We start from the raw sequence: 19,722 nt of genomic DNA on the forward strand, positions 1-19,722 counted from the left end.
TAGAATTATGTCCTTAAATCTCTCCCATTGCTTTGGCAATCGCAATGTTACATTTTAAAACATTTACTTTTTCTTCTCCAAAAATCCCCAATATTTTATGTTCGGTATTCTCCTTTATTATTTCATTCACCTGTTCTTCTGTAAGTCCACTGTTGCTTACTATGATAGGGATCTGGATTTCTGCTGATTTTGGACTGATATGGGGATCAAGCCCAGAACCTGACGCTGTCAGAAGATCTGCTGGTATCTCTCCAGTAAATTCATCCCCTGTTGCTTCTTTATATCTTTCTTTAAACTTGGCCACATCTTCTTCTACTCTGGCTTTCAAATCCTCATTTGTTGGGGCATAGTTGAAACTTCCTGAGCTCACACCGCCATATGTCCCATCTTCTTTTTCTTCTTCTGTATAAGTATTATAATTCACAGAAGAAATTCTGCCCTGAAAATATTGATCGCCAGTAAAATCCTGGCCAACAAGCTCAGAACCTACCGCTTTTCCGTCAACTTCAATCAAGTTTCCGTTTGCCTGTTTCGGGAATAACAACTGCCCTAATCCTGTCAATGCCAATGGATAAATAACGGAGCAGCAAAGCAACAATATTAACGTAAGAATCAAAGCTCTTTTTAAATAACTTGCAAAATTTTTCATTTTCTCTTCTCCTCCTCTTACAATCCAATGATTCCAAGCAACGGAGCTACGATCATATCGATTATTTTTATTCCAATAAACGGGACAATGATTCCACCTGCACCATAAATTCCCATATTCTTTAGAAGCATCTTTTCTGAACGCATTGGTTTGTACTTCACGCCTTTCATTGCAATGGGAATCAGGCACGGAATGATAATGGCGTTGAATATCAATGCTGATAAAATTGCGCTTGAAGGTGTTTGAAGATTCATTATATTCAAAATATTCATTTGCGGAAGCACCATAGTAAACATTGCCGGTATGATAGCAAAATATTTGGCAACATCATTTGCAACACTAAATGTTGTCAGGGATCCTCTTGTGATCAAAAGCTGTTTTCCAATCTCAACAACCTCCAGAATTTTAGTAGGGTCTGAGTCCAAATCTACCATATTTGCTGCTTCTTTTGCTGCTGATGTACCACTGTTCATAGCAAGCCCCACATCAGCCTGCGCCAGAGCCGGGGCATCGTTTGTTCCGTCTCCGGTCATGGCCACAATCTTTCCTTCTGACTGTTCTTTTTTGATCTCCTTGATCTTGTCTTCCGGTTTGCACTCTGCTATAAATCCATCAACCCCTGCTTCTTTTGCAATTGTCGCTGCTGTCAGTGGATTATCCCCAGTACACATGATTGTTTTGATCCCGATCTCACGAAGCCGTTCAAATCGTTCCACTAATCCTGGTTTTACTGTATCTTTTAAATAGATAACACCATATATCACATTGTCAACACATACGACAAGCGGTGTGCCGCCAAGTCCGGAAATCTTCGTTATGATGCCCTCCAAATCTTTTGGAACCTCTCCACCATTGTCAACCACATAGTTCTTGATTGCATCATAAGCACCTTTTCTAATTTCCGTTCCGTCCTTTAAATCGACCCCACTCATTTTGGTCTGAGCAGTAAACTCTATAAACTGCATCTGACTTGCTGCCTCTGGTACAATCCTCGTACCTTCTGCATTACCCAATTCAACAACAGATTTTCCTTCAGGTGTTCCATCACATAAGGATGTCATTACACTGTAGTCTACCAAATCCTCTTTTGATTTTCCCTTTACTGGTATAAAATCTGCTGCAAGACGATTTCCATATGTAATCGTTCCGGTTTTATCCAGAATCATTGTATCGACATCGCCGCACGCCTCAACTGCTTTTCCGGACATTGCAATCACATTGAATCTTGTCACACGGTCCATTCCAGCAATACCAATTGCGGAAAGCAACCCACCTATCGTGGTGGGGATCAGGCACACCAGCAGAGCAATCATTGTAGCCACTGGTATTGCCACTCCCGAATAGTCCGCAAAACAATAAAGTGTTACAGCTACGATAAGAAAAATAATTGTCAATCCAACAAGCAATGTATTTAAAGCGATCTCATTTGGCGTTTTTTGTCTGGACGCCCCTTCCACAAGTGCAATCATTTTATCAAGAAATGATTTTCCTGGTTCAGAAGTGATTCGGATTTTCAACCAGTCACTTACAACTGTTGTTCCACCGGTCACAGAGGAAAAATCTCCACCTGCTTCCCTTGTAACCGGAGCGGATTCTCCTGTAATTGCGGATTCATCCACAGAGGCAACCCCTTCGATTACTTCGCCGTCATTAGGAATCACTTCATTAATCCTGACAATCACAATATCTCCTTTTTTCAATTCAGATGCATTGATTTCTTTTTCTTCCCCATTTTTCATGAGAAGATGCGCCTTTGTATCTTTTTTTGTCTTTTTCAGAGAATCTGCTTGAGCTTTCCCTCTTCCTTCTGCAACAGACTCAGCAAAATTTGCAAACAACACTGTAATAAACAGGATCAATGCTACCAGTCCATTATAAATCCTATTGCTGTCTCCGCCGAAAATACCCGGCGCTATTGTTAAGAATACTGTAATAAAAAATCCTATTTCAACTACAAACATAACCGGATTTTTCATCATATATTTCGGACTAAGTTTCCAAAAAGCCCCTTTCACAGAGCTTCTCAGAATATCCTTGGTTATAAATTTAGTTCTCGTGTTTTTCTTTGACATCTCAATTGCTGTCCTTTCTGAAATTCAATTCTAAAGTATTCCTTCCTCTTCACTTTTTAAATTTACGACATCCAAAGAGTTAAATGTTCAGCGATCGGGCCAAGTGCCAGTGCAGGGAAAAATGTCAATGCAGCAAAAATATAGACCACAAACACCAGAATCAAGACAAAAATCGTATTATCTGTACGAAGAGTTCCGATAGTTTCGTTCATTTTTCTCTTTGCAAGCATACTTCCCGCAATTGCAAGTTGTGCCACGATAGCGATATACCTTCCAAAGAACATAGCCAAGCCAGCAGTAATATTCCAGAAATACGTATTATCTGCCAGTCCTTCAAATCCAGAACCATTGTTTGCCGCTGAGGATGAATATTCATATAGTACTTGGGTAAGACCATGGAAACCTGGATTTGTGATACCCTCCAATCCTGCACTGGTTACAACTGCAAGCGCAGAAAAACCGAGAATAAGAAGTGGATGGACGATCAATACCAGAGCTGCCAATTTCATTTCTCTTCCTTCAATCTTCTTCCCTAGATATTCAGGCGTACGTCCAATCATCAATCCGCACAGGAATACCGCCAGGATCACATACATGATCATATTCATCAGTCCGACGCCTTTTCCTCCAAATACACAGTTCAACATCATATGTAATAGCGGCACCATACCTCCTAACGGAGTCAATGTATCGTGCATATTATTGACTGTTCCTGTAGTAAATGACGTTGTCGTTGTTGTGAACAATGCAGACTGCGCAATACCAAAACGCACTTCCTTGCCTTCCATGCTGCCCATATCCTGATTGAGACCAGCCTGTTCCAAAATTGGATTTCCTGCACTTTCTGAAACAAAGCAAATAGTAAGTCCCACAAGGAAAAGAACTGCCATTGCTGCAAATATTGTTCTTCCCTGACTTCCAAAAACAGCTTTTTTTGCAACTGCCATAGTCGCATTCTTGTTTTTTTCTTTTTGTTTTTTCGCATGTATCATTTTCCCAAAAGTAATTACACACGCTCCCGGAAGGAGCATCATGGAATATAATTCAATCATATCCGAAAGGATTGTTGGATTTTCAAATGGTGTTGTCGAGTTTGCTCCGAAGAATCCTCCACCATTCGTTCCAAGATGCTTGATAATCTCGAGTGCGGCAACTGGTCCCATTGCCAAATCCTGAAATTTCCCTTCGATTGTCTCAATTGTAAGATTAGGAATAAAATTCTCCGGAACTCCCTGCCAGATGAGCAACAATCCTCCAATAATAGAGACTGGAATCAGGATTCTGGTTGTAATACGGATCATGTCTTCATAAAAGTTTCCAACGTCTTTTCTTCCTCCGGCAAATCCTCTCGAAAAGGCCATGCAAGCTGCATATCCAGAGGCAGCTGATGTAAACATCATAAAAATGATCACTAATGTCTGGCTTAAATAAGAAAGCCCCGACTCTCCTGAATAATGCTGGAGATTTGTATTTGTCATAAAACTTATAATTGTATTAAAAGAGAGGGTGGATTCCATTCCCTCTATTCCATTTGGATTCAAAAACAGCAATCCTTGTAAACGTAAAATAAGATATCCTGCAAAAACCATCACTGCATTTGTCATCAAAAGATGTAGTGCATATTGTTTCCAATTCATTCCCTCCCGATTGATCCTGCATAATTTATAAATTCCGTTATCAACTCGGTTAAAAACTGGATCTGCAAAAGTTTTTTTCTTGGCTGCAATATGGTACATATAAATTCCAACCGGAATGACAAGTGCCATATAGATCGCCAGTGTCACAACTATCTGTAGCATTTACTTTTCCTCCACTTATATTGCTATTACAATTTTTCTGGATATACCAGAGCGTACAGGAGATATCCTGCCAGAAATAAAATGATCAGCATAAGTAAAATCATTCCCATTATTTTTTCCCCCTTTACTTATGAAGTTTTGATCTGTTTCTCACACCAATCTGCGAACAGTTTCATACCCAAAAAGCAAACAACCAAAGTCAAAATCATCAATATATCCATCATATGTTTTTCCTCCTTCCCGAAAGACTTTATCATTCTTGTTATTAAAATGGGATTAACAGAGTGTTTTTAACATTAAGATTGTGTTAAGCTTTTACAGCCATCCAAATATGGCAGCGAACGGCAATGTAATCAACATTGTGGATATACTTACTCCGATCAAGAGAAACAGTGGTACTCCTATAAGCATTATCAAAGCTTGTGCAATAGGATGCCTGGATGCAAAATAGTCTACACAATGGCCAATTTTATTTTCAAATTGATGAATGGATTTTGTGATAACAGTCATTATTGTTCCCTCCTTACAAAACCCATCCTAGCACACTAAAAATTAAAATAGGAAAAGTAATCCGGCAGATAAAATTAAGATTACATAAATAAAAAGGGGCTGTCGCATCTATGATTTTTAAACATAGATGCGACAGCCCCTTTTGTGTCTCTTACTGAAGTTTTTCTACAATACTTTTTATATATACATTCGTCATTTCATAAAAACGTTCTTCTTCCACAGCCTTTGCAAGATCCGCATCGACCGGAATCTTACCAAGTACATCCAGGCTCATCTCTTTTGCAATCTCATCAATGTGGCTTTCCCCAAACAGCGGAATCTTCTTGCCACAGTCCGGACAGGCAATATAGCTGTAGTTTTCTATCACACCTAGGATAGGAATCTTCATCTGCTCTGCCATATGGTACGCTTTTTTTACGATCATCTGTACCAGATCCTGTGGAGAGGTAACAATGACTGCACCGTCCACCGGAAGGGACTGAAAAACTGTCAGCGGAACATCCCCTGTACCCGGAGGCATATCCACAAGAAGAACATCCAAATCCCCCCAGGCCACGTCCGTCCAAAACTGTTCTACCACTCCTGCGATGATCGGTCCTCTCCAGATAACCGGTGCCTCCTCTGAATCGAGAAGAAGATTGATGGACATAATTCTTGTCCCATCCTTGGCAATACACGGGAACATACCTGCCTCACTTCCCTTTGCCCGCTCATGCACTCCATACATCTTTGGTATGGAAGGTCCTGTAATATCCGCGTCCAGAATTCCTACCGTATACCCTTCTTCCCGTAAATTTCTCGCCAGCGATGCAGTCACCATGGATTTACCCACTCCGCCTTTTCCGCTTAAGACAGCGATCACTTTTTTTACCTGGGAATATGGATTAGCCGGTTTTCTAAAATCCTGTGGCTTACTGTGGCAAGTTCCGGCCTTTGCACAGCTTTCACACATTTCCGGTGAACAGCTGTTTTGATTTGTCTCTTCCATTTTTTCTCTCCTTATAATACAGCAAACAACTTTTAATCTTCTACCGCTGCGATCACTTCCACTTCACATAGTACGTTCTTTGGCAATGTCTTTACTGCCACGCAGCTTCTGGCCGGCTTGGAAGTGAAATATTTTGCATATACTTCATTGAACGCCGCAAAATCTCCCATATCACTTAAAAAGCATGTTGTCTTTAACACCTTATCAAAAGAGCTGCCTGCTGCTGCAAGCACTTCGCCCAAATTTTTGCAGACTTGTTCTGTCTGTCCTGCAATGTCCTGCGCCTCAATACTGTCTGTCCGCGGATTGATGGCAATCTGACCTGCAGAGTAAAGGATTCCTCCATGTACACATCCTTGAGAATACGGTCCCAAGGCTTTTGGCGCTTTTTCTGTTGCTATCATTTTCATCGTATTTTCTCCTCTTTTCTTTCTAATAATCAATAATGACTGGAAAAATTCCACTTTTTATTATATACGTTTCCTTTTTTATTTTCAATGTTTGAACTTACATCTCAATACTCTGGCCGATTCCTTTTGCCATTGCATCTTGCACAAGCTTTCTTGCAGCACACACATCAAAAAGTCCCATGCCTACAGATTTAAAATAGGTGGTGCCTGATGCAATTTTATCCTCATCCTCATGAGATGCCAGATACTCATCCATGAACTTCACCTTGTCCATCGACAAAAGTCCGCTCTCCAGAGGCTGGCTCAAATCACCACTCTCCTCGCACGCGTACGGAAGTTCCGTGTACACAGCATCCACCAATTCAAAGATGGCATCCGGAATTTCCCTCATGTCCGGTTTATAGGAGCCGATGGCAATAATGCATTTTCCTTTTAATAATTCTTTGTCATCCGGCAGCACAGGCGCACTTGCAGTGGTCGCTGTACAGATAATCTCACTTTTCTTCACCAACTCTTCCACATTTGGCACCTGTTCAATCTCAACACAAGGGTCTGCAATCGCTTTTTTCAGCCTTTCTATATACTCAGTCAGATTCCTGCCGCTGTGCGTATAGATATAGACATTTTTTATGTCTCTGGCTGCACATGCATAGAGCGCCTGATAAAACCCCTGCACACCTGCTCCCACGATTCCCACTGTATGACAGTCTTTTCTGGAAAGATGGCGGATTCCCACACCTCCCACGGCTCCGGTACGATAGGCAGTCACTGTCTGCCCATCCAGCATTGCCAACGGCTTTCCTGTCTCATAATCATTCATGAGCATCAGTCCGTCAATCGCCGGAAGTCCAAGATCTGCATTATCCGGGAACACTGTCAGTATCTTTGTCCCGAAAGCATCCTCCACAAAACAAGGCATATACAAAAGTGTTTTGCTTTTATACTCTACACTTGGGCGAGGTGGCATATAGTATTTCCCGCTTCCGTAAATTCGGTAAGCCTCCTCAATGGTATCCATCATTTCATTCAAATCCACTGTCTTCTCAATATCTCTTTTGTTCAAAAACAGCATTTTTATTTCCTCCTGTACTTTGTCATGTTCAGGCCCAGTATACCATACTCTTCCCCAAAAACCGAGTCCATTTTTCTTTTCTACCACACTTTCGTAAAATCCATGCGCACGTAAAATGTTCGTGCTTTATCCGACATCTCACGCATGTACTCCAAATCCAATCCGTTTCCCTGAAATTCTCTTACAATATCATTGACATTCTGCTGTTTTTTCTTCCCTGGCCGGATGACCAGTGAGATTTCTTTTGCTCCGCTCTCCAAAGTCCAGGACACTAATTTTTCCAACCGTACTTTTTCCAAAACCAGATTTGCGATAATCACCTCCGCCTGTTTTGCTTCTGTCTCATCGCCGTCCATTTCCCAAATTGTTTTATTATCGTACCGTCTTCTTTGCTGCTCCATTATCTTTTCCAGTATGTCCATTTTCTGCAGTCCTCTCAAGTAAATAATCTCCTTCCAATTATACCCCCCCCCCCGAAAATTTTTTGCAAGAGAAGGTGTGGAAGTTTTTACCAATGAGTTCTGCCGTGGTTTTTTAAGAAACGCTCTACATTTTCGTTAAATTTTTCCGGCTCTTCTCCGGCAATAAAATGACTTCCTTGTATACAGCACCATGTTCCATTTATCAAACGCTCATAAATCTTTCTTGAGTGGGAATGTCGGATCATATCCTTTGTTCCGACGATCACCATCACAGGCATGTGCAGTCTTTTGAGCTGATCTGGGCGGATATGTGGTTCCTTTACCATTAATCCCAAGATTTCTTTCTTTTGTTTCAAATCCTTTTTCACAGCAGCTATCGCACTCACCAACAAATACGCACATGCAATTGGAAATTGAATGGAAACCTTTACTCCTACAGGCGATAAATTTGCTCCGTTTAAAATCAGTGTCTTCACGTAAGAAGGATATTTCAGCGCAAAAACAAGTGCAATGTTTCCCCCGTCGCTGAATCCAAGAAGATGGATTCTTGTCATCTTTTTTTCGTCAAGAAATTTTTTCAGATCTTCTGCAGCCTGTAAAATTGTGATTTCTTTGTCACCTCTTTCTGACTTTCCATGTCCTCTCGTATCAATGGCAATCACTTTATACTTCTTTGCAAAAAAAGAAATCTGATTTTTGAAATACGTATGGTCTTCTCCGTTTCCGTGCAGAAGGACCAGCACATCTCCCTGTCCTTGTTCTACATAATACAAGCCATTTTCAGCATATCCATCACAAAATTCCATATTCTGTGCCTCCTTCCATTTTCTGCATCTTTGACATTCTTTGTCTTCAGGATAATATATTCTTTTTCATTCGTCAAATCCCCCATAGACTACTCCTATTTTACAACAAAAAACCCGGGAGATTCCAAATAGAATCTTCCCGGGCTCCTTTCACTTTTCATTTACAATTGAAAGTACCGTATAGCCTGCTTTTTCAACCACATCAACAAGCCTTGAATTCTCCATGTCTTTTTTCAAGAGGATATCTGCCTGTGAGGTTTCCAAAGATACCTTCGCCCAGACTCCCTCGTTGGCGTTCAGTGCATTCTCCACCCGTATGGCACACTGACCGCATGTCATCCCATAAATGTTCATCTTTTTGTGATACAGATAATGGCTTTTGTCTTTATCCTTTACCCTCATTTTCTTTACCGGAGGCTCTCCCTGGCCTCCGCAGCATCCTGAACGGATTCGTTTCAGATAGCTCTTTACTCCAAAAACGCAAATCAGGATGATGACGATCAGAATGATTGCTGTAGCCATAAAATCCCTCCTTATTTTTCCGGTTCCAGGAACAGATAATTTCTGCTGATCACTCCTATCTCCTCCAGAGCGTTCATAGTCCGGTACACAGTGGCCACTCCAATAGTCGCATCCTTTTTCACCGCTTCATAATAGACTTCTTTGCAGCATCTGCACTTTCCTTCCAACACAATCTCAATCAGGATTCGTCTTTGCTGGGTCATTCTCTTGCCGCGCTCTTTCATCGTCTTTTCTACCTGTTCAGGGCTCCACATACACGCTCCTCCTTTTTGAGCCATAGAATCAATGGCGGTATTCCATCATCCCTGGAACCCGCCATTTTTCTACTTATGACTTTCTTTTGAATGGCACACAGACGAACCGGAGCAGCCGCCACAGCCTCCACAGCTTCCGCATGATTTTCCCGACTTCTTATCCTTTCTAAGACTTCTCACCGCCAAAACTGCCACTCCTGTCACCAGCAATGCTATGATAATGGTTGAAAGATTTGCTATTATCCAGGACATCACATTCACACTCCTTTCTTCATCCTATGCCTTTCTTGTATTACTATGCTTTCATTTTTTTATTCAGTTTGTTCAGATTTACACTCAAAGAGTTACTCTGTTTATATGGACGGAACAACAGGTACAAGAACAAAATGATAACCAGGATCGCTGCTGCTGTCCCGATGCCAAATCCACCGCCTGTCACAAGACTTCCAATTTGGTATACACAAAGAGATACTGCGTACGCAAGTACGGTCTGATATCCGATAGCAAACCAGAACCATTTTGCACTGTTCATCTCTCTTTTGATCGCTCCCATCGCTGCAAAGCAAGGTGCGCACAGAAGGTTGAATACAAGGAAGGAGTACGCGGAGATTGCCGTGAAACTTTGAGAAAGTGTTCCCCAGATTTCGTTTCCGTCTTCCGCAACTTCCGCAAAGCCATACAAAATACCAAATGTACCAACCACATTTTCCTTTGCGACAAGTCCTGTGATCGCTGCCACAGCTGCCTTCCAGTCTCCCCATCCAAGAGGTGCAAACAGCCATGCAAGGCCTTTGCCGATATTAGCCAGAAGGCCATCGCTCAAATCAGAAACCATTCCGAAATGTCCGTTTACAAAACCAAAATTGGATGTAAACCATACAAAGATTGTGGAGAGGAGAATGATCGTTCCCGCTTTTTTGATAAAGGACCATCCGCGCTCCCACATACTTCTCAAAACATTTCCAACTGTCGGCCAGTGATAGGCTGGCAGCTCCATAACAAATGGGGCAGGATCTCCTGCGAACATTTTTGTCTTTTTCAAAATAATTCCAGAGCAGATGATCGCTGCAATTCCCACAAAGTATGCACTTGGTGCCACCCATGACGCGCCGTCAAACAATGCGCCGGCAATCAACGCGATGATCGGCAATTTTGCGCCACACGGAATAAATGTCGTTGTCATGACTGTCATCTTGCGGTCTCTGTCGTTTTCAATGGTACGTGATGCCATGACACCAGGCACTCCGCAACCTGTGCCGATAAGCATTGGAATAAAGGATTTACCGGAAAGTCCGAATTTGCGGAAAATACGGTCCATAATGAACGCGACACGCGCCATGTATCCGCAGGATTCCAAAAATGCAAGAAAAATAAAGAGCACAAGCATCTGCGGAACAAAACCAAGAACTGCCCCTACACCGGCTACAATTCCATCCAGGATCAGCCCCTGAAGCCATCCCGCACAGTTTACAGACTCAAGGAACCCTTGAATGGCCGGCGGTATGATCTCACCAAAAAGTACATCGTTTGTCCAGTCTGTTACAAATGTTCCCACTGTACTGACAGACACATAGTATACAAGCCACATTACCGCCGCGAAGATTGGCAATGCCAAAAACCGGTTTGTGACAATTTTATCGATTTTATCTGATGGGGTAAGTTCGTGTCTGTTCTTTTTAACATAGCAATTCCCGATCACAGATGCAATATATGTATAGCGCTCATTAGTCACAATACTTTCAGAGTCATCATCCATCTCATTTTCCGCATCGGCGATCAGTCTTTCCACATCTGGTACCTGTTTCATCGTTGCCTTGATCTTGTCATCTCTCTCAAATAATTTTACCGCATAAAAGCGTTTCTGTTCCTGCGGAATCTCACTTCCGAGCATCATTTCGATTTCATCCAGCACATGCTCTACTTTCTCCTGGAATTTATGTACAGGAGCTTTCGCTGCTTTATTCTGGGCAAGAGCCACTGCCTTTGCAGCAGCCTCCTGAATGCCCGTTCCCTTCAGCGCAGAGATTTCCACTACATCGCATCCAAGATTTGCCGCCAGCTTTCTGATATCAATTTTGTCTCCGTTTTTGTTCACTACATCCATCATGTTGATAGCCATTACAACCGGAATACCAAGCTCCATCAGCTGTGTACTCAAATACAGGTTTCTCTCCAGATTTGTCCCGTCTACAATGTTCAAGATCGCATCCGGCCTCTCCATGATCAAGTAGTTTCTCGCTACCACTTCTTCCAGCGTATACGGTGACAAAGAATAAATTCCGGGAAGGTCCATGATTATGACATCTTTGTGTCCTTTTAATTTACCTTCCTTTTTTTCCACGGTCACCCCCGGCCAGTTTCCCACAAACTGGTTGGAACCTGTCAACGCATTAAACAGCGTTGTCTTTCCGCTGTTCGGGTTTCCCGCAAGCGCAATCTTTACTGACATTTCTTCTCCTCCTTCAGCCTAAACAATTAGTTTTTACTAACCATCAATGTTAAATAATAGGTTAGATTTTTCTAACCTTTTTTTATTTCTCCTATTTTACTTCGATCATTTCCGCATCCGCCTTCCGCAGCGACAATTCATATCCCCTTACATTCACTTCTATCGGATCCCCCAGCGGAGCTACTTTGCGAACATGTACGTCCGTCCCTTTTGTAATACCCATATCCATTATGCGCCTTTTCACGGCACCCTCTCCGTGCAGTTTCACAACAGTCACTGTATTGCCGCACGATACATCTTTTAGTGTCTGCATTCCCTAACTCTCCTTTCCATTCGGACTAAACCATGATTCTATTTGCCATACTACTGCTGATACCCACTCTGGATTCTTTTATATTTACAATCACATTGCCACCGTTTGCAGAGATGACGATCACTTCACCGCCAACAACAAATCCCAAAGACTCCAGAAATCTTTTTGTATCTTCTTTCCCGCCGATACGTTTTATGTAATTGACTTCTCCTTCTTTTGCCATTGTCAAAGGCATCATAGTCCACTCCTTTCACCGTACTTTCCTTCAGTTTTATACGTTTCGCAATAAGTTGAATCTAACTTTTTGCATTCTACAATAATTAGTTATTTCTAACTAGATTCATGTTACCACTTTGCCATGAAACTGTCAATATTTTTTTCTCAGTTTCTTCCAATTTTTTTCATCTGTCCGGCGAAAATATTTGAACTTACAGTTAGCATATGTTATAATTTTAATAATTATGTGGACAATAAGGAGGAATTCATATGAAAATTCAAGAGTCCGCTGAAAACTATTTGGAAACGATTTTGATCTTGAGCAAGCGTAAACCAAGTGTACGCTCCATTGATATTGCCAATGAACTGGGATTTTCCAAACCAAGCGTCAGCGTTGCCATGAAAAACCTTCGCCTGAACGGATATGTGCTGATGGACAAGGAAGGATACATCGGCCTTACTGAGGCTGGACGTAAAATTGCAGAGACAATGTATGAGCGCCATACTTTGTTGTCCAAATGGCTCATTACACTTGGTGTAGATGAAAAAACAGCAGTGGAAGATGCCTGCCGCATTGAGCATGTCATCAGTGCCAAGAGTTTTGACGCAATCAAAAAACACGTTTTCTCAAATGCAGACATTCAGGAAAGATAGAACGGATATCGCAAAGTGCGATATCCGTTCTATTTCTTTGTATTTAATTCAGGAAATTTTCAATGATGACCGCCTCAGCTTCCTCCTCAGTCATGCCCAAGGTCTGCAGTTTCGTCAACTGCTCGTTATTGATCCTGCCGATCGCTGCCTCGTGGATGATCTGCGCATCCACATTTCTTGCATCGATTTCCGGAATAGAGCAGACATTTGCACTGTCCATGATAATGGAATCACACTGGATATGCGCATGACATTTTGCCATTCCTATAGCCTTTGGATGGAAGATTTGTCTGGAACTTCCCTTTGCGACTGACCTGGAAATAACCTGCGCAGAACTTTCTTCCCCCTCCAACCAGACATCCATATCGGAGAGGGCATGCTGCTCTCCATGAGTCATCAGTTTTTCCACAACATGTAGTCTGCACCGGGCTTTCATGTGCACTTTTGTTTTTCTCTCTGTGGAGTCCACTCCTTTGATCTGTGCAGTATCCATAAAAAAGGAGGAGCCTTCGTCCATATGAATGTCCGTCACAGGATTTAAAACACGCCCGCCTTTTCCATTTCCCTCTCCGTAATGTTTTTCCACATATCTTACAACTGCATTCTTTCCGATGTGAAAGGAATGGATTCCATCGTGACGTGTCTCTTCGCATCCATCGTTATGAATACCACAGCCCGCCACTATCGTTACATCCGAACCATCCTCAATATAAAAATCATTATACACAATATCCGTCATGCCTGGTGTTGATACGACAACCGGTATGTGTACCTCTTCTCCTTTGGCTTTTTTGCCAATATAAATATCAATCCCCTGCTTATCCTTTTTGCGTTCAATACGAATATTCTTTCCGTTTGCAAAGGCAGCCGGCTTTCCATTGTAACGAAAATTGTAAGCCCCCTTTTTTCCAAATCCCGTTCCATCAATAACATTCAGCACTTTCTCGGCAATTTTATCTATCATCACATCACACCGCCTTCCTCTATACAGTTCTGTCTTTGAAAGCTGTCGAGCGCAAGATTATTCAAAACTTCTTCTTTTTGTCCCAGTTTCTCCACTTTTCCATCCCTAATGACCATGATCCTGTCTGCCATCCTGATAATTCTCTCCTGATGGGAGATAAGGAGAAGGCTCTCCTTCTTACTCTTATGAATTTGTCCAAACTGTTTCACCAGCATAGAAAAACTCCAAAGATCGATTCCTGCCTCCGGCTCATCAAATATGCAAAGCTTATGTTTCTTTGCCAAGACTGTTGCAATTTCGATTCGTTTCATCTCTCCTCCCGAAAGCGTTGCGTCTATTTCCCTGTGAATATATTCTTTTGCACACAGACCTACACTGCTCAACAATCTGCAGCAGATTCTCTCTGGCAGCTCCACCCCTGCAGCAAGATCCAAAAGTCTTTGCACAGTCATCCCTTTAAACCGCGGCGGCTGCTGAAAGGCAAATCCAATTCCCGCTCTTGCCCTCTCATGAACCGGCAAATTTGTGATATCTTGTCCATCCAGAAAAATTTTTCCCTCTACAGCAGGATTGATTCCCATCAAAACTTTTGCAATGGTAGATTTGCCTCCTCCGTTTGGGCCCGTCACCACAAGCATTTCTCCGTCTTCCACTGTAAAACTGATATCGTCTAAAATCCTTTGCTTTCTTCCTTCTTCTATCACCTCATATGACAGATGCTCCACTGTCAGCATATCATCATCTTCTTTCTATATTTTTCTTCACACTCGCTTATTCACACTCGCTTATTATAAAACTTTTCCTACTCTTTCTCAACGCCAAAAAGGACAGCAGAATCCTTTTTTGAACCCTGCTGCACTTTTTATTTTTTTACTTTCAGTGCTCTTGCGGCATTTAAGATTGCAATCACAGATACCCCTACATCGGCAAATACTGCCTCCCACATGTTGGCCACCTGGAAAGCGCCAAGAAGAAGTACAATTGCTTTGACTGCCAGCGCAAATGTTATATTCTGTTTTACAATCTTTAAAGTTTTCCTTGCTATAGCAACTACATCCGATATCTTTTCCGGGTCGTCATCCATGAGAACGACATCCGCTGCCTCGATCGCCGCATCGGATCCCATACTGCCCATAGCAATCCCAATATCCGCTCTCGAGAGTACTGGCGCATCATTGATTCCATCGCCCACAAACGCCAGCTTTTCTTTTCCTCCAAGTTCCTGCAGTAAAATCTCCACTTTTTCTACCTTCTGCTGCGGAAGTAATTCTGTGTATACCTCGTCAATTCCAATCTGCTCTGCCACCTTCTCGCCCGTCTGCTTTCTGTCACCTGTCAACATCACTGTCTTTTTTACTCCGTCTGTCTTAAGTCTTTGGACGGCTCTTTTAGCATTTTCTTTGATCCTGTCTGAAATCACGATCGCGCCCTGGAAAACCCCGTCTTTTGCAAGGTATACAACTGTCCCGATACTTTCACAAGGAATCATGTTCACGCCGAATCTTTGCATCAGCTTTTCATTTCCGGCCAAAATAGTTTTTCCATTCCAGATTGCTTTGACACCGTGCCCTGCAATTTCCTCCACTTTCTCCACCTGTGTACTGTCCACGGTTTTTTTGAACGCTTCACAGATGGATTTCGCCGCCGGATGGTCTGAATAACACTCTGCATACGCGGCCATCTCCAACAGTCCGGCCTTTTCATCTCCCACCGGTATGATCTCTGAAACCTTAAATTCTCCTTTTGTGAGAGTTCCTGTCTTGTCAAATACAATCGTATCCAGTTTTGCAAGTGCCTCCAGATAATTGCTGCCTTTTACAAGCACGCCTTTTTTGGACGCGGCCCCGATACCGCCAAAAAAACTGAGCGGCACAGAGATGACCAATGCACATGGACAGGAGATAACCAGGAAAATGCATGCACTTTTCACCCACTCCGCAAAAGGTTCCCCCAGTATGAGAGGAGGGAGGAGGGCCAGCAGCACTGCTGCACACACGACGATCGGTGTATAATACCTCGCAAATTTAGTAATAAAATTTTCTGCCTTTGCTTTCTTACTGCTTGCATTTTCCACAAGTTCCAGTATCTTTGCCACTGTAGAGTCATCAAATTCTTTTGTAGTCTTTACCTTCAAAAGACCGCTGCCATTGATACATCCACTGATAATCTCCTCACCTTTTTGCACCTTCCTTGGAACAGATTCCCCTGTCAAAGCGGATGTATCTATCATGGAAGCCCCTTCCACAACCACTCCATCCAAAGGAATCCGTTCTCCAGGTTTTACGGTAATCACAGTTCCAATCTCCACGTCATCCGGATCCAGCTGTCTGAGTTCCCCATCCACCTCTACATTTGCGTATTCCGGACAGATATCCATGAGCGCTGTAATAGATTGTCTGGAGCGGTTTACCGCATAATTCTGGAACAGTTCCCCAACCTGGTAAAACAGCATCACTGCCACTGCTTCTTTGTATTCATTTACCCCAAAAGCCCCAAATGTGGCGATGCACATCAAAAAATTTTCATCAAATACCTGGCCGTGACTGATATTTCGCGCTGCTTTGTACACAATATCCCATCCAATGACAAGATACGGTATCAGATAAAGAAGAAACAGATACGGAAACTTTAAAAAATCTTCTGCTCCTTTCATTGATGTTCCCAATATCACGGCAGCATAAAGAACAGCTGCCGCAATGATTCTTCCTAACATTATCTTCTGATTTTTTGTCATACCCCTCTCTCCTTTTACACTTCAATGGTGCAGTCTGGTTCTATCCTTTTGCAGATGGACACAACCTCTTTCATGATAGAGTCAAAACGCTCATCGTCTGCCTGTAACGTCAGTTTCTGCATGATAAAACTCACTGTCGCATCTTCCACACCGTCTATTTTCTTGATTGCATCTTCCATCTTTGACGCACAATGTGCGCAATCTAAATTTGACATTTTAAATTTTTTCTTCATAGTGATCATCCTCCAGAATTAATATTACCTTTATATATATGAACAATTGCTCATATGTTCATCTATCTATATTATGACCCATTTCCGGGATTTGTCAAGAGAAAAAAAGAAGATGATGCAAATTTTTTACATCATCTTCTTTAACGTGACACTTATATTGCGGCGCATCTTTTCTCCAATATTTCTGTCAGCGCTGCTTTACTGCTTGTGTGACATCGTACTACCTCTGTCTGTGATTCCTTAACCTCTTCCAATGCCCTTTTTACCATCTTGTGGGATACGGTATTTGTAAACAAGACAAGCAGATCCGGGGTTCCAATCTGCTTATCCATCCCAGCAGCCATCTGTGTGAAAACCTTTGCCTTACACTGAAAGCTTTTACATATTTTTTTATATTGACATACCATTCTGTCATGTCCTCCTATGATCACAACACTCATTTATAAAATCTCCTTTCCCTCGCCTCAAAAGTTAGTTTAACCTAACTAAAGTATAAAAAAAATATTGTTTTCTGTCCAGAAAATTTTTTATAGTGAAAAACTTTATCATTTCTTAAAGTTTTCCTTATAAAAATCATAAATTGTAAGTACCCTATTTACTTTTCATCTTTTTGTGCTATTCTACCCTTAAACAAGGGGAATATACTAAATAAACGATTCTTAAGGGGGTATTCATGATGAAACGCCTTGCATTAAACTATCAAAATCCAAAAGGGGTTCTTGGAAACCTCACTCTTCATAAAATGAATCACCATCACAAACCTTTGATGGATTGGACCTTCCAGAAACTGGCACTGCGTTTTGACTCCAAGGCACTGGATATCGGATGCGGAGGAGGCAAAATGATAAAACGTCTTGCCAAACTCCTCCCTTACGGGAAAGTATACGGACTGGATCTTTCACCTTTAAGTGTGCGGCACTCCAAATGGGAAAATCTGCGAAATGTCCGCAGACATACCGTAAAGATCGTGGAGGGAGATGTATGTAAACTGCCGTTTAAATCCAACAATTTTGACCTTATCACAGCTATCGAAACCATTTATTACTGGCAGGAACCGGAACGAGGTTTTCAGGAAGTACTGCGCGTTTTAAAACCAGGCGGAAAATTTGTGATTGCCTGTGAATTATCCGAGAACGGTAAAACACTTCCCAAAAAATGGAGTCATATCGGAGAGGAGGTTTCTTTATACCTGCCTTCTGCCAAAGACCTGAAACAAAAACTTCTGGACCTTGGATTTCTCTGCGTCCAGTCTAAAATGCATTCCAAATATGGATGGCTCTATGTGATAGCAGAAAAATAAACCAATATCTTTATGCAGAAACACCGACATCAGAAAAGAAATCTTCTCTTTGATATCGGTGTTTTTCTATCTTTTAATCTTCAAAGGATTCTTTCAATTTATCCATAAATCCTTTTTTCTTCTTTTTGTGCTCTTCGCGCGGTTTTTCTTTTTCCTGATTCAGCGTGTTGCCAGCCAGTGCATCAAATCGGCGGAGTGCTTCTTTTGCCTCTGCGCTCAGTTTTTCCGGCGTCTGGATCACAAGAGTGACATAATGGTCTCCTCTGATCTGTGCATTTCGAAGAGACGGTACTCCTTTTCCTTTCAGTCTTACCTTTGTATCTGTCTTTGTACCAGGTTTCACTGTGTAGATGACTTCTCCGTCCACAGTCTTTACCCGAATATCCCCGCCAAGTGCTGCCTGAGCAAAGGAAATCGGCACAGTAGAAAAAATATGCATATCCTGTCTTTGGAAAATCGGATGTCTGGATACATTGACTTCCACGAGAAGATCGCCTCTTGGGCCTCCGTTTGTTCCAGGCTCTCCTTTATCACGGATACGTACGCTCTGTCCATTGTCTATTCCTGCAGGAATGGTTACCTTAATCTTCTTTTTACTTGCCACGTAGCCGGTTCCGCCGCAGTCCGGACATTTCTCCCTGATAATTTTTCCGCTTCCGTGACAATCCGGACATGTTTGAACATTCTGAACAGTTCCGAAAAATGATTGGGAAGTATATACCACCTGTCCTCTTCCCCCGCATTTCGGACAGGTCTGAGGTGAGGTACCTGGTTTTGCCCCTGTGCCATTACACTTTTGGCATGGATCTTTGAGTACCAGCTCCAGCTCTTTTTCACACCCGAAAATAGCCTCCTCAAATGTAATACGGATGCTCTTGTGGATGTTCATTCCTTTCATCGGCCCATTGTTCGCACGCCCTCTTCTTCCGGCACCTCCAAACAAATCTCCGAAGATATCTCCGAACATATCCCCAAAATCTGCACCGCCAAAATCAAAGCCCCCGAAACCACCTGCTCCGGCCCCTGCTCCTCCGTCAAATGCAGCGTGTCCAAACTGGTCATACTGCCGCCTCTTATCCGGATCACTCAAAATAGCGTAAGCCTCTGATGCCTCTTTAAATTTTTTCTCAGCATCTTTGTCTCCCGGGTTCATATCCGGATGGTATTTTTTTGCCAATGCCCGGTACGCTTTTTTCAGGGCTGCTTCGTCCGCATTCTTATCTACGCCAAGCACTTCATAATAGTCTCTTTTTGCCTCAGCCATAAATTTTCCAACCTTTCTTAACAGCAGAAAATCCCTATCTTTTTCCACTGCCTAAATACATGGAAATTCTGCGGAATCCAAAAACCCCGCA

General features: G+C 42.3%; 24 protein-coding genes. 2 read left to right on the forward strand and 22 right to left on the reverse strand.

The window, feature by feature from the left end:
• Positions 1–13: 13 nt before the first annotated feature.
• The 16 genes from kdpC to B5F18_RS00895 all read right to left on the reverse strand — a co-directional run bounded on the left by kdpC (position 14) and on the right by B5F18_RS00895 (position 12,504).
• A complete protein-coding gene (kdpC, locus tag B5F18_RS00820) occupies positions 14–649 on the reverse strand; it encodes a potassium-transporting ATPase subunit KdpC (protein ID WP_087155762.1) in 636 nt (211 codons plus the stop codon).
• 17 nt (positions 650–666) lie between these two features.
• Positions 667–2,721: a potassium-transporting ATPase subunit KdpB gene (gene kdpB, locus B5F18_RS00825; protein WP_087155763.1), complete on the reverse strand. Its 2,055-nt coding sequence runs from the start codon at positions 2,719–2,721 to the stop codon at positions 667–669.
• A 62-nt stretch (positions 2,722–2,783) separates the two neighbouring features.
• Complete coding sequence (kdpA, locus tag B5F18_RS00830; RefSeq protein WP_087155764.1) at positions 2,784–4,520, reverse strand: potassium-transporting ATPase subunit KdpA; 1,737 nt, start codon at positions 4,518–4,520, stop codon at positions 2,784–2,786.
• A gap of 26 nt (positions 4,521–4,546) precedes the next feature.
• Entirely contained in the window at positions 4,547–4,630 is an 84-nt protein-coding gene (gene kdpF / locus B5F18_RS13015; protein WP_087155765.1) for a K(+)-transporting ATPase subunit F, read from the reverse strand.
• A 551-nt stretch (positions 4,631–5,181) separates the two neighbouring features.
• Positions 5,182–6,018 carry an Mrp/NBP35 family ATP-binding protein gene (locus B5F18_RS00845; RefSeq protein WP_087155767.1) on the reverse strand — a complete coding sequence of 279 codons (837 nt, stop codon included), beginning with the start codon at positions 6,016–6,018 and terminating at the stop codon, positions 5,182–5,184.
• Between the two features lie 32 nt (positions 6,019–6,050).
• The gene (locus B5F18_RS00850) at positions 6,051–6,428 is read right to left on the reverse strand and encodes a RidA family protein (protein WP_087155768.1); all 378 of its coding nucleotides are present in this window, start codon (positions 6,426–6,428) and stop codon (positions 6,051–6,053) included.
• A gap of 97 nt (positions 6,429–6,525) precedes the next feature.
• On the reverse strand, positions 6,526–7,500 hold the full coding sequence (locus B5F18_RS00855; RefSeq protein WP_087155769.1) for an ornithine cyclodeaminase family protein: 975 nt from the start codon (positions 7,498–7,500) through the stop codon (positions 6,526–6,528).
• Positions 7,501–7,580: 80 nt separating this feature from the next.
• Positions 7,581–7,940 carry a hypothetical protein gene (locus B5F18_RS00860; RefSeq protein ID WP_087155770.1) on the reverse strand — a complete coding sequence of 120 codons (360 nt, stop codon included), beginning with the start codon at positions 7,938–7,940 and terminating at the stop codon, positions 7,581–7,583.
• 68 nt (positions 7,941–8,008) lie between these two features.
• On the reverse strand, positions 8,009–8,728 hold the full coding sequence (locus B5F18_RS00865; RefSeq protein ID WP_087155771.1) for an alpha/beta fold hydrolase: 720 nt from the start codon (positions 8,726–8,728) through the stop codon (positions 8,009–8,011).
• Positions 8,683–8,814, reverse strand: a complete 132-nt coding sequence (locus tag B5F18_RS12810) for a hypothetical protein (RefSeq protein ID WP_275532792.1) — start codon at positions 8,812–8,814, stop codon at positions 8,683–8,685. The genes B5F18_RS00865 and B5F18_RS12810 overlap by 46 nt, the downstream gene beginning before the upstream one ends.
• Before the next feature lie 64 nt (positions 8,815–8,878).
• Positions 8,879–9,250, reverse strand: coding sequence for a heavy-metal-associated domain-containing protein (locus tag B5F18_RS00870; RefSeq protein ID WP_087155772.1), 372 nt, complete (start codon positions 9,248–9,250; stop codon positions 8,879–8,881).
• A gap of 11 nt (positions 9,251–9,261) precedes the next feature.
• The gene (locus tag B5F18_RS00875; RefSeq protein ID WP_087155773.1) at positions 9,262–9,504 is read right to left on the reverse strand and encodes a Fur family transcriptional regulator; all 243 of its coding nucleotides are present in this window, start codon (positions 9,502–9,504) and stop codon (positions 9,262–9,264) included.
• 69 nt (positions 9,505–9,573) lie between these two features.
• On the reverse strand, positions 9,574–9,756 hold the full coding sequence (locus tag B5F18_RS00880; protein WP_087155774.1) for a FeoB-associated Cys-rich membrane protein: 183 nt from the start codon (positions 9,754–9,756) through the stop codon (positions 9,574–9,576).
• A gap of 43 nt (positions 9,757–9,799) precedes the next feature.
• On the reverse strand, positions 9,800–11,953 hold the full coding sequence (feoB, locus tag B5F18_RS00885) for a ferrous iron transport protein B (protein WP_087155775.1): 2,154 nt from the start codon (positions 11,951–11,953) through the stop codon (positions 9,800–9,802).
• 91 nt (positions 11,954–12,044) lie between these two features.
• Positions 12,045–12,266 carry a FeoA family protein gene (locus B5F18_RS00890; RefSeq protein WP_087155776.1) on the reverse strand — a complete coding sequence of 74 codons (222 nt, stop codon included), beginning with the start codon at positions 12,264–12,266 and terminating at the stop codon, positions 12,045–12,047.
• Between the two features lie 25 nt (positions 12,267–12,291).
• Positions 12,292–12,504 (reverse strand): FeoA family protein, encoded by a 213-nt coding sequence (locus tag B5F18_RS00895; protein WP_087155777.1) that lies wholly within the window; start codon positions 12,502–12,504, stop codon positions 12,292–12,294.
• A gap of 248 nt (positions 12,505–12,752) precedes the next feature.
• Here B5F18_RS00895 and B5F18_RS00900 point away from each other — a divergent pair, with 248 nt between their 5' ends.
• On the forward strand, positions 12,753–13,136 hold the full coding sequence (locus B5F18_RS00900) for a metal-dependent transcriptional regulator (RefSeq protein ID WP_087155778.1): 384 nt from the start codon (positions 12,753–12,755) through the stop codon (positions 13,134–13,136).
• Between the two features lie 43 nt (positions 13,137–13,179).
• Here the strand turns inward: B5F18_RS00900 and B5F18_RS00905 are convergent, their stop codons facing one another.
• The 5 genes from B5F18_RS00905 to B5F18_RS00925 form a co-directional block, all read right to left on the reverse strand.
• Positions 13,180–14,100: a SufB/SufD family protein gene (locus B5F18_RS00905; RefSeq protein WP_204217042.1), complete on the reverse strand. Its 921-nt coding sequence runs from the start codon at positions 14,098–14,100 to the stop codon at positions 13,180–13,182.
• Positions 14,100–14,834, reverse strand: coding sequence for an ABC transporter ATP-binding protein (locus B5F18_RS00910; RefSeq protein WP_087155780.1), 735 nt, complete (start codon positions 14,832–14,834; stop codon positions 14,100–14,102). Before B5F18_RS00910 ends, B5F18_RS00905 begins: the two co-directional genes overlap by 1 nt.
• A 128-nt stretch (positions 14,835–14,962) precedes the next feature.
• A complete protein-coding gene (locus tag B5F18_RS00915) occupies positions 14,963–16,834 on the reverse strand; it encodes a heavy metal translocating P-type ATPase (RefSeq protein WP_087155781.1) in 1,872 nt (623 codons plus the stop codon).
• Between the two features lie 14 nt (positions 16,835–16,848).
• A complete protein-coding gene (locus B5F18_RS00920) occupies positions 16,849–17,067 on the reverse strand; it encodes a heavy-metal-associated domain-containing protein (protein WP_087155782.1) in 219 nt (72 codons plus the stop codon).
• 152 nt (positions 17,068–17,219) lie between these two features.
• Complete coding sequence (locus B5F18_RS00925; protein WP_087155783.1) at positions 17,220–17,507, reverse strand: DUF2325 domain-containing protein; 288 nt, start codon at positions 17,505–17,507, stop codon at positions 17,220–17,222.
• A gap of 233 nt (positions 17,508–17,740) precedes the next feature.
• Here B5F18_RS00925 and B5F18_RS00930 point away from each other — a divergent pair, with 233 nt between their 5' ends.
• On the forward strand, positions 17,741–18,367 hold the full coding sequence (locus B5F18_RS00930) for a class I SAM-dependent methyltransferase (RefSeq protein WP_087155784.1): 627 nt from the start codon (positions 17,741–17,743) through the stop codon (positions 18,365–18,367).
• A gap of 73 nt (positions 18,368–18,440) precedes the next feature.
• On the opposite strand, the gene dnaJ is transcribed toward B5F18_RS00930, so the two are convergent.
• Positions 18,441–19,631, reverse strand: coding sequence for a molecular chaperone DnaJ (dnaJ, locus tag B5F18_RS00935; protein WP_087155785.1), 1,191 nt, complete (start codon positions 19,629–19,631; stop codon positions 18,441–18,443).
• Between the last annotated feature and the right edge of the window lie 91 nt (positions 19,632–19,722).

The sequence above is a fragment of the Lachnoclostridium sp. An181 genome, assembly GCF_002160325.1.
Taxonomy (GTDB): Bacteria; Bacillota; Clostridia; order Lachnospirales; family Lachnospiraceae; genus An181.